Annotated in this window: 12 protein-coding genes; 7 read left to right on the top strand and 5 right to left on the bottom strand. The window is 69.9% G+C overall.

Annotation, left to right across the window (positions count from 1 at the left end; genetic code table 11):
* The 3 genes from ACIF83_RS18345 to ACIF83_RS18335 all read left to right on the top strand — a co-directional run.
* Window positions 1-283: hypothetical protein (locus tag ACIF83_RS18345; protein ID WP_399727908.1), on the top strand; the 283-nt coding region annotated here is incomplete at its 5' end.
* Window positions 284-598: 315 nt separating this feature from the next.
* A complete protein-coding gene (locus tag ACIF83_RS18340) occupies window positions 599-1183 on the top strand; it encodes a DUF5819 family protein (protein ID WP_399727905.1) in 585 nt (194 codons plus the stop codon).
* Window positions 1184-1262: 79 nt separating this feature from the next.
* Window positions 1263-2318 (top strand): HTTM domain-containing protein, encoded by a 1056-nt coding sequence (locus ACIF83_RS18335; RefSeq protein ID WP_399727987.1) that lies wholly within the window; start codon window positions 1263-1265, stop codon window positions 2316-2318.
* Between the two features lie 296 nt (window positions 2319-2614).
* Here ACIF83_RS18335 and ACIF83_RS18330 read toward each other — a convergent pair whose 3' ends face one another.
* The gene (locus tag ACIF83_RS18330) at window positions 2615-3169 is read right to left on the bottom strand and encodes a GNAT family N-acetyltransferase (RefSeq protein ID WP_393472596.1); all 555 of its coding nucleotides are present in this window, start codon (window positions 3167-3169) and stop codon (window positions 2615-2617) included.
* Window positions 3170-3376: 207 nt separating this feature from the next.
* The gene (locus ACIF83_RS18325; protein WP_393472593.1) at window positions 3377-3691 is read right to left on the bottom strand and encodes a hypothetical protein; all 315 of its coding nucleotides are present in this window, start codon (window positions 3689-3691) and stop codon (window positions 3377-3379) included.
* A 197-nt stretch (window positions 3692-3888) separates the two neighbouring features.
* Between ACIF83_RS18325 and ACIF83_RS18320 the strand changes: the two genes are divergently transcribed.
* A complete protein-coding gene (locus ACIF83_RS18320) occupies window positions 3889-4653 on the top strand; it encodes a GAF and ANTAR domain-containing protein (protein ID WP_393472591.1) in 765 nt (254 codons plus the stop codon).
* Between the two features lie 65 nt (window positions 4654-4718).
* Here ACIF83_RS18320 and ACIF83_RS18315 read toward each other — a convergent pair whose 3' ends face one another.
* Together ACIF83_RS18315 and phoU are read right to left on the bottom strand one after the other, a co-directional pair.
* On the bottom strand, window positions 4719-4874 hold the full coding sequence (locus ACIF83_RS18315) for a hypothetical protein (RefSeq protein ID WP_179851626.1): 156 nt from the start codon (window positions 4872-4874) through the stop codon (window positions 4719-4721).
* A 132-nt stretch (window positions 4875-5006) separates the two neighbouring features.
* Entirely contained in the window at window positions 5007-5696 is a 690-nt protein-coding gene (gene phoU, locus ACIF83_RS18310; protein WP_393472588.1) for a phosphate signaling complex protein PhoU, read from the bottom strand.
* A gap of 234 nt (window positions 5697-5930) precedes the next feature.
* On the opposite strand from phoU, the gene ACIF83_RS18305 reads away from it, so the two are divergent.
* A complete protein-coding gene (locus ACIF83_RS18305; RefSeq protein ID WP_393472585.1) occupies window positions 5931-7184 on the top strand; it encodes a sensor histidine kinase in 1254 nt (417 codons plus the stop codon).
* Window positions 7181-7861 carry a response regulator transcription factor gene (locus ACIF83_RS18300; protein WP_010358452.1) on the top strand — a complete coding sequence of 227 codons (681 nt, stop codon included), beginning with the start codon at window positions 7181-7183 and terminating at the stop codon, window positions 7859-7861. The genes ACIF83_RS18305 and ACIF83_RS18300 overlap by 4 nt, the downstream gene beginning before the upstream one ends.
* Before the next feature lie 97 nt (window positions 7862-7958).
* Here ACIF83_RS18300 and ACIF83_RS18295 read toward each other — a convergent pair whose 3' ends face one another.
* Window positions 7959-8648 (bottom strand): DUF461 domain-containing protein, encoded by a 690-nt coding sequence (locus ACIF83_RS18295; RefSeq protein ID WP_393472582.1) that lies wholly within the window; start codon window positions 8646-8648, stop codon window positions 7959-7961.
* Between the two features lie 639 nt (window positions 8649-9287).
* On the opposite strand from ACIF83_RS18295, the gene ACIF83_RS18290 reads away from it, so the two are divergent.
* The gene (locus ACIF83_RS18290; RefSeq protein WP_003953493.1) at window positions 9288-9770 is read left to right on the top strand and encodes a CarD family transcriptional regulator; all 483 of its coding nucleotides are present in this window, start codon (window positions 9288-9290) and stop codon (window positions 9768-9770) included.
* Window positions 9771-9942 lie beyond the last annotated feature (172 nt).

Genomic DNA, 9942 nt, shown 5'->3' with positions numbered 1-9942 from the left:
CACGACCGGTGGCACCACAGGCACCACGACCGGTGGTACCACGACGGGCGGCACCACAGGCACCACGACCGGTGGCACCACAGGCACCACGACCGGTGGTACCACGACGGGCGGCACCACAGGCACCACGACCGGTGGCACCACAGGCACCACGACCGGTGGCACCACCGGCACCACCACCGGTGGCACCACGACCGGTGGCACCACCGGCGGGAACGGCTACGGCTGCAAGCCCGGGTACGGCGACAAGCCCGGCGGTGGCTACGGCTGTGATCCTGCCTAGCATGCGCGGCCCGCTCCGGCGGGGTGAGTGCTCGGAGGCAGCCGCCCACATGCGCGAGTAGGACGGGCGGCGTGCGGCGCGAATCGTCGCCGATTCCGCCGCACGCCGTCGGCGAAAGCTCAGGAGAACCAGGTGAGAGAAGTCGGGGCAGAAAGGCCGGATGGAGCCGTGCGGGGTGGCGTTGCATCAGCGGATGCCGACGAGTCGGACCAGGCCGGCGCTGGGCCGACCGCGCAGCAGGGGGGCGGGAGACCGCCTGCGTTCCCTCCATCTTCGGAGCCGCCCGTCGCCCTGAAGGTCGGCGTACAAGTCGCCGTGACCCTGTGTCTGGCGGCGGCCCTGGTACACGTGCTCCTGGTATTCCTGCAGGTGGCACCACCGAATCCCATCTCCCGGCAGTACAGCCGACAGGTCAACGCCTGGATCTTCCCCTTGTTCGAGCAGAACTGGCGGCTCTTCGCCCCGGACCCGGAGTCGGTCAACCGGCAGATTTCGGCAAGGACCGTGCGCACTGCCCCGGACGGCACCGTCCAGGTCAGCGGCTGGTTCGACTTGACTGCCGTCGACACATCCGCAGTGAAACACAACCCCTTCCCGAGCCACACAGCACAGAACATGTTGCGCCGGGCCTGGACTTCCTACCTCGAAACGCACGGCGGCGACGACCATCCGCGCTCGCAGCGCGCCCTGATGATCCAGCAATACCTACGCAACATCGCGGCGGATCGCGTCGCCGCCCACCGCCACGGCACATTCGAGTCCATCCAGCTGCGGGTGATCACCCTGCCCATCACCGCGGCGCCCGCTGCGGGTGGCCCCGGTCCCGGCGCGGCCGCACCAGGGTCCGTCGACACCCGCTATCTGCCCTGGTGGAAGGTGGCCCGCAATGCAAAAGGCTGAGCAGACATCGGTCGCGGCGGCCACGCCGGCGCGCCCCGGACACGGCACCGAGCGAGCGAGCGCACCCGCGCCGCAGCAGATGCCGGCCCGTATCGCCACACTCCTCACCCTCCTGCTGGAGCAGCCGATCTCCCTGTACGCCGCGGCGGTTCTGCGCATCGGGTACGGGTTCCTCTACTTCACCTTCCTGCTGCGCGAGTTCCCCCACCGCGACGTGATCTGGGGTCCCGGCTCACCGTGGACTCCTGCACTGGCCAGGCAACTCTTCGACCAGACCGGGTGGGTCAGCATCCTCACCCTGTCCGACAGCCGGGCCTACTTCGAGGTCTGCTACGCGGCAGCCATCGTCACTTCCGCACTGTTCATGCTGGGCTGGCGGACCAGAGCGGTGTCCATGCTGTTCGCGGTCGTAGTGACGTCGTTCCACGCCAGGGCGATCTACATGGCGGACGGAGGGGACAACCTCATCCTCCTCATGGCCCTCTACCTCGTCGTCACCGCATGCGGCCGACGCTGGTCCCTCGACGCGCGCAGGACCCGGCTCCGAGCATCTGCCGGCATGACAGTCCGGCTTCCGCTGGATCAGGCATCCGGCGAGCTGCGACGCCACCTCCGCGACGCGCGCCTGACAGTGATCACCGTGCTGCACAACTGCGGCATGCTCGTCATCGCCGCCCAGGTCTGCTTCCTCTACGGATCCGCGGGCCTGTACAAGGTGCAGGGCGCCTCCTGGGGCAACGGCACCGCCCTCCATTACGCCCTGAATCTCGACCTGTTCCAGCCCTGGCCCGAGCTCTCCGCCATGGCGGACGAACACGACGTACTGATCGCCATCGCCTGCTACCTGACGGTGCTGTTGCAGGTGGCCTTCCCGTTTGTCCTGTTCGGCAGGCTCAAGTACCCCGTCCTGACGATGCTGCTGGGCATGCACGTGGGTATCGCGGTGTTCCTGGGCCTGCCGCTCTTCTCCGGCGCGATGATCGTCGCGGACGCCGTGTTCCTTCCCGACCGCTTCTACCGGTACCTGGGACAGCCGTGGCGGCGCGTTGTCCCGTGGGCGGGTGTCGGGGAGGTGCGGCCTCCGACCCCCACTGAGGCTGCACTGGTGCCTGCGCAGTCGGGGCCGGTCGGCTGAGGCCGGCACCTGGTACCTCTGTGCGGCGGCCGGAATTCCGCCCCCCGGAGCAGGGTGACGATCCCATCGCGAACGGAGTGGGCGCCCTCGCCAGACCCCAGCGTTGTCGGTCGGACAGGCGTGGACTGGCCGCGACCGTGAATCTGCCCTGATGCCCTCAGCTGCGCGTTCGGCGCAGATGAGGGGCATTTTCCTGCTCTGGAACCTCGCTGGAAGCTCAGCCCTTGTGATCTCGGGGCCTGAAGGGCCTCGCGAAGTACGTCGGACATGCCCTGCCACGGGTCAGGCAGAGGGACTCACGGAGCTTGCCGCCCTTCGGACGGCATGATCGGGGACCGCATGCCGAGCCATTGCTCGGTGCCCCAGGCCTCGAACCGCTCTACCTCGGTGAACCCCAGCTTCGCCGCGAGACGCATCGAGCCGACGTTGGCGGTCTGGGTGGTGAGCACCACCGGCTCGCCGGGAAGCGCGTCGGCGAGCCAGCCGAGTGCCGCCGCGCACGCCTCGGCGGCGTACCCGAATCCCCACGCCCGCGGCAGGAACAGATAGCCGAGATCGGCCTTCCCCGCGGCGGCCGGGCGACGGTGCCCCGTTGCCCTCCTGAGCAGGATCTGGCCGATCATCGTCCCGTCGAGATCAACGACGAAACTCCCGGGCCACCGCTCGGGCACCTCGGGCGTCTCGCGCTCAAGCTCGTCACGCGGGCGGGGACCGCCGAGGTAGGTGTGCACCTCTGGCGAGGCGAGCAGCTCGATGAACGTCCCACGGTCCCGGGTCTCGGGCTCACGGAGCACGAGTCTCTCGGTCCTGATCGGCTCAGGCGGCCAAGCCACGGGTCCCAGACCTTCCATCCGCGCACGCTAACAGGTGGTCAAAGCGACCGAAGGGGGAATGCGCAACTCCACCTGGACCCCGAACAGCACCTGGAGGCCAGGAGGGGCCCGGAGCCGGGACCTGTCCGGAACCTCCGAGGTCGGCAAGAAGGCCCGGGTCACGAACCGGGCCTTCTTGCCGGCCGAGCGAGGTGTTTGTCTTTCAGGGTGGTTCCGGGCCGGCCGCTACCCGACGATGACGATCACGAAGGATCCGTTGCCGAAGCGATGATCGAAGCGGTCGTGGCCGAAGCAGAACCCGGGATGGTTGAAGCAGGAGCCGCGGTGGTCGAAGCGGAATCCGTCGTGGTCGAAGCGGAATCCGCCGTGGCCGAAGCAGCGCCAGTCGTCGTGGCCGAAGCACGAGTCGGTGGCCACATGAGTGTGCACAGCGGGGGCTGCCGCCGCGGCCGTGCCCGCTGTGCCGATCGCGGCGCCGCCGGCCAGCAGAACGCCGACCGCGGACGCCGCGAGCAGACGCCCCGCGTCGTGTGCTCGCATGATGGATGCACTCTTCCTTCCGGGACGAGCCGACCAGGGACGTACCCCCAGGTTGCGGCCCTACTTCCGATACGTCCGAGGCGCCTTTTCGGATTGCCGCCCGGCCGGCACGACGCGTCGAGCACTAGCTCCGCGCAACCGGGGAACCCGGCAGGCACGGGACCCGCTCACCGCACGCCGTGCCGGGGGTGATGACCATGCAGTCCGGGCAGTCCGGGCAGTCCCAGCAGTCGGCCGGGGGCGGTGTGCCGCCGGAGGCGGAGGGGCGGTCGCGGGTCGGCGCGGCGCTCGCCGCAGCCGCGCGGGGAGCCGGGGATCCGCGACGGGTTCCCGTCGCGCTCTGCACGGCCTGCGTACGGCTGCTGCCCGTCACCGGCGCCTCCGTGTCGCTGTCCGGCGGGCGCGGGATCCGGGTGACCTGGTGCGCCAGCGACCGCGTCGCCGCACGGCTCGCCGAGCTGCAGTACACGGTGGGGGAGGGGCCCTGCCAGACCGCCCTCGACGAGGGCGCCCCGGTCTTCGCGGCCGACCTCGCCGGGCGGCGCGACACCTGCCGCTGGCCGATCTTCGCGCACGAGGCCGTCGGGCTCGGCGCGGCCGCCGTGTTCTCCCTGCCGCTCGGCGTCACCGGCACCGCCATCGGCACCCTCGACCTGTACCGCGACCGGCCCGGCGGACTGTCCGAGCCGGATCTGCGGACCGCGCTGCGGGTGCAGGACGCGATGACGGACGCCCTGACGGATCTGCGGCCCAGGGGAGAGGAGGGGGAGACGGCGTCCTGGGTGTGCGCCTCGCAGGCCGATCACACCGACGTGCAGCAGGCCGTCGGCATGGTGATGGTGCAGCTCGACCTGGACCCCGAGCAGGCCCTGGACCGGATACGCGCCCGCGCCTTCGCCGAGGGCCGTACGGTCAGCCAGGCCGCCCGGAGGGTCCTGGCCCGCGGACTCCGCCTCCAGTAGCCGGTGGCCGGTGGACGCAGTGAGGGGCCCCGGAGTCACCGGGGCCCCTCACAGGTCGTACGCCGTCAGCCGCACTGGCAGGGAGCGCCCGACTGGCAGCCGCAGCCGCAGCCGGAACCGCAGCCGCACGCGGCCACGAGCGGCAGGCTCCTCATCTCGGCGGGCTGGTCGGTCTCGCGCTCCTGGGTGGGGTCGGGCGTGGTGCTGGGGGATTCGGCCATGGGTCCCTCCTCGACACTGGGGCCAGGTGCCCTCGCCCATTGCATGCCCGTTTCTCCGGGCGCATCAACGGCGCACAGAGGCGTCCGCGCGCCCTGCCCGACGGCCCTCGAGCCCCCGGGGCAGCGCCGGTGTCAGGCTTCGTCGACCCCGGTGACGGGCTGGATGTCGGGCTGCAGCTCGTCCGCGTGCTCGCCCGTGACCAGGAAGACGACGCGCTTGGCGACGGCCACCGCGTGGTCGGCGTACCGCTCGTAGTAGCGGCCCAGCAGGGTCACGTCGACGGCCGTCTCGATGCCGTGCTTCCAGCGCTCGTCGATCAGGTGCTGGAAGAGGGTGCGGTGCAGCTGGTCCATGTCGTCGTCGTCCTGCTCCAGCTGGAGGGCGAGGTCGACGTCCTTCGTCACCAGGACCTCGGCCGCCTTCGCCATCAGGCGCTGCGCGAGCTGGCCCATCTCCAGGATGGTGGCGTGCAGGTCGTGCGGGACCGCGCGCTCGGGGAAGCGCAGCCGGGCCAGCTTCGCCACGTGCTGGGCGAGGTCACCGGAGCGCTCCAGGTCGGCGGACATGCGCAGCGACGTGACGACGATCCGCAGGTCGGTCGCCACCGGCTGCTGGCGGGCGAGCAGGGCTATCGCCCGCGCCTCCAGGTCGTGCTGGAGCTCGTCCACCTTCTGGTCGGCCTCGATGACGCTCTCGGCCAGCTTCAGGTCGGCGTCGAGGATGGCCGTCGTGGCGCGCCCGATGGCCGACCCGACCAGCCGGGCCATCTCCACCAGACCGTCGCCGATCGAGTCAAGTTCCTCGTGGTACGCGTCCCGCATCAGGGTTCCCTCTCGTACGTTCTCTTTGGGGGCTTCCGGGGGCCGTGACACCACGCGCCCCGTGGCGAAACCGGCGGTGTGAACCCCACGCTCCCACGTTCCGCCTCGCACGCGTCCGTTTCTGCCACCCCAAATGAACCACTACTGGCTCCAAGGTGAACTCTGGGCGACGAGTGGCCGAGGTCGCACTCCGACGGCTGTGGTCATGTCGTACGCCATGCCTAACCTGGATGCATGGACGTGAACGCGGCGGTCGCCGCAGCGGCAGCGATCGCCGGGGTGCTCACCGGTGTCATCGCCATGCTGGCGTTCCGCTGGAGCGAACGCGACCAGAAGCGACCGACCAGGACTTCTTTGCACACCGATCCCGTACTCCCGCCCGGCGTGGACACCGTTCTGTCCGTGCTCCGCTCCTCGGCCGTCGTCCTCGACGAGGCCGACGCCGTCGTCAAGGCAAGCTCCGCCGCGTACGCCCTCGGGCTGGTCCGCGGCGGCAAGCTCGCCGTCGAGCCCATGCTCCAGATGGCCCGGGACACGCGCCGGGACGGGGAGATACGCCAGGTCGAGCTGGACCTGCCCCGGCGCGGCACCGGACGGGGCGAGGCCCTCGCCGTCTCCGCGCGTGTGGCCCCGCTCGGCTCCCGCCTGGTCCTGCTGCTGGTCGAGGACCTCACCGAGGCCCGCCGGATCGAGGCCGTACGACGCGACTTCGTGGCCAACGTGAGCCACGAGCTGAAGACGCCCGTCGGCGCGCTCTCCCTGCTCTCCGAGGCCGTCATGGACGCCTCGGACGACCCCGAGGCCGTACAGCGCTTCGCGGGCCGCATGCAGATCGAGGCGACCCGGCTGACCAACCTGGTCCAGGAGCTGATCGACCTCTCGCGGGTCCAGAACGACGACCCCCTCGAGGACGCCGAGCCCGTCCGCGTGGACGACCTCGTCGCCGAGGCCATCGACCGCTGCCGCCACCAGGCGGGCACCAAGCAGATCACGATGGCCGCCGGCGGCACCGCCGACCTGCACGTCTGGGGCAACCGCGGCCAGCTCGCCGCCGCCCTCGGCAACCTCGTCGAGAACGCCGTGAACTACTCCCCGGCCCGCACCCGCGTCGGCATAGCCGCCCGCCGGGTCAACGCCCCGGGCGGCGACATGATCGAACTCGCCGTCACGGACCAGGGCATCGGCATCTCCGACAAGGACAAGGAGCGCATCTTCGAGCGCTTCTACCGCGTCGACCCGGCCCGCTCCCGGCAGACCGGAGGCACCGGTCTGGGTCTCGCGATCGTGAAGCACGTGGTCGCCTCGCACGGCGGGGAGGTCACGGTCTGGAGCGCCGAGAACCAGGGCTCCACCTTCACCCTCAGGCTGCCGGAGGCGGGTGCGGCCCGCGACCGTGCACAGCAGCACCCCGACCTCGACGACGAGGCCGGCGGCACCGCCGACCCAACCCCGTACGAACCGCTTCCCGCCCCGGAGGTCCTTCCGTGACCCGAGTGCTCGTCGTCGAGGACGAGGAGTCCTTCTCCGACGCCCTGTCGTACATGCTCCGCAAGGAGGGCTTCGAGGTGGCCGTGGCGGCCACCGGCCCCGACGGACTCGACGAGTTCGAGCGCAACGGCGCCGACCTCGTCCTCCTCGACCTGATGCTGCCGGGTCTGCCCGGCACGGAGGTGTGCCGCCAGCTGCGCGGCCGCTCCAACGTCCCCGTGATCATGGTGACCGCCAAGGACAGCGAGATCGACAAGGTCGTGGGGCTCGAAATAGGAGCCGACGACTACGTCACCAAGCCGTTCTCCTCACGCGAGCTGGTGGCCCGCATCCGCGCCGTGCTGCGCCGCCGCGGTGAGCCGGAGGAGGTCACCCCGGCCGCCCTGGAGGCCGGCCCGGTCCGCATGGACGTCGACCGTCACGTGGTGACGGTGTCGGGCTCCAAGGTCGACCTCCCGCTGAAGGAGTTCGACCTCCTGGAGATGCTCCTGCGCAACGCCGGCCGCGTCCTGACCCGCATGCAGCTCATCGACCGGGTCTGGGGCGCCGACTACGTGGGCGACACCAAGACCCTCGACGTCCACGTCAAGCGTCTCCGTGCCAAGATCGAGCCGGACCCGGGGGCGCCGCGGTACCTGGTGACGGTGCGCGGCCTGGGTTACAAGTTCGAGCCGTAAGCCGTACCGCAGCCGTACGAGAGTCGTGCGGCGCCACCGTGCACATACGAAGGGCGGCACCCCACCACGGGGTGCCGCCCTTCGTATGTGTCGCTGCTCAGTGGCCCGCGGCCGACTGCGACGCCGAGTCGCTCGGGGTCGCGCCCGTGGTCGCGGTCTCGGTGGCGGTGTCCGTGGCGGTCGCCGACGGGCTGGTCTTGCCGCCCTTGCCCGGCTTGCCGTTGCTGGAGGCGGTCGAGCCCGGCGCGGCGGTGGTGGTGGCCGAGGCGGTCGGGATCTCGCTCGGGCCCCAGCCGCTGAAGTAGCTGGTGGCCGGGACCACGAACGCGCGCAGGTTCACCGGACCGGTCTTGCTGAGGGTGAAGGTCACCTTCTGCGCGTTGCCGTCCTGGACCGCCTCACGGCCGCTGGCGATCACGGCGGACGCGTTGCCCTTGCCGCCGAGCACCAGCGAGCCGTGCGCCGGGACCGTCAGGCTCTGGCCCTTGGCGGCGGACAGCTTGACCGGCGCGCTGCTGCCCTCGACGGAGATCGACTGCAGGGTCTGGTTCGTGTTGCCCCTGTTGAAGACGGTCGCGGAGATGACGGCCGGGCCGGACGCCTTCAGGTCGGGCTGGGTGATGACCGTCGCGTTCTGGATCATGATGTCGCCGACGCTGGTCGCTGCGTTGTCCGGCTTGATCTGCAGGGTCTGCGAGTTGTTGCCGGCGCCACAGGCGGCGAGCGAGGCGATCGAGAAGACGATGGCGGATGCGGCGAGGGCGCCGCGTCGAAGGCTGCTGCTCACGGCGGCGGCAACTCCTTGAACGCAGGGGCGGCTCCCCTTATAAAGCCGCCCTAAGTGTCTGTCAGCGGCCTTAGGTTACCGAGCCGTTCCCGCGCGGCCGCACCCGACCCTCCCCCAGGCACCGGGCTTCCCTCCGGGTGGGGGTACCTCGCCGCCCGCAAGTGACTCATGAGTCACTTTGCCGAGGCGCTGGTCCGCCATTCACATAACGCGCCCGCAAGACCGCAGTCCGCATCCCCGCAACACGGTCCGCAAATTTTCCGTGAAGGAATGCACGGCCACCTCTGATATTGATCATCCGGCGCCCATCCGGCCTCCTGTGATCAATTCCGGATTCGTCTCGCACCCGGCTCCTGCGGCCGAACGGAGTAGCGGAAGTCGTACGCTTGGAACTGGACAAATCGGGATGTTCAACCTCTTGGGCGAGGCTCTGCAAGGTTGTAACGTACGCGGTTCCCCTCGCCCGGAGAACTGCTCCGACCTGCGAATACCTGTTGCGTCTCGGCTCGACCGGCGCCCTCGAAGCACGTTCCTGTTGCTGTTGTCAAGCCCCGAGATATGCCCTGACCTGCGAAAACGCCATTCAGAACATGCCGTATCCGTGTTACCCTGGATAGCCACGGAAGGGGTACCTGTCACATGACGTTCAAGGTTGGCGACACCGTGGTCTATCCCCATCACGGGGCCGCGCTGATCGAGGCCATCGAAACTCGCCAGATCAAAGGCGTGGACAAGACCTACTTGGTGCTGAAGGTCGCCCAGGGTGACCTGACGGTGCGTGTGCCAGCGGACAATGCTGAGTTCGTGGGCGTGCGTGATGTGGTCGGTCAGGACGGGCTGGACCGGGTCTTCGAGGTGCTGCGTGCGCCGTACGCCGAGGAGCCCACGAACTGGTCTCGTCGCTACAAGGCAAACCTGGAGAAGCTCGCCTCCGGCGATGTCATCAAGGTCGCCGAAGTCGTGCGTGACCTGTGGCGTCGCGAGCGCGAGCGCGGTCTCTCCGCCGGTGAGAAGCGCATGCTCGCCAAGGCTCGCCAGATCCTGGTGAGCGAGCTCGCCCTCGCGGAGAACACGAACGAGGACAAGGCCGAGGCCCTGCTCGACGAGGTGCTCGCCTCCTGACGTGCCACCGGCGGCTTCGGCTGCCCGCAGCCCGTTCAGCACAGTGAAATGCCGCGGTGCCCGATGACACTCACCCTGTCGCCGGGCGCTGCGGCATGTTCGTCCCCAAAACGATCCGGCCGTCGTGAGACCGCCGGACCACCTGTCGTTCATCTCGGGGGAAGTCCCCCGA

It is taken from the genome of Streptomyces sp. NPDC085866 (assembly GCF_044541035.1).
Classification (GTDB): Bacteria; Actinomycetota; Actinomycetes; order Streptomycetales; family Streptomycetaceae; genus Streptomyces.
This window is presented reverse-complemented; position numbering and strand designations above follow the sequence as displayed.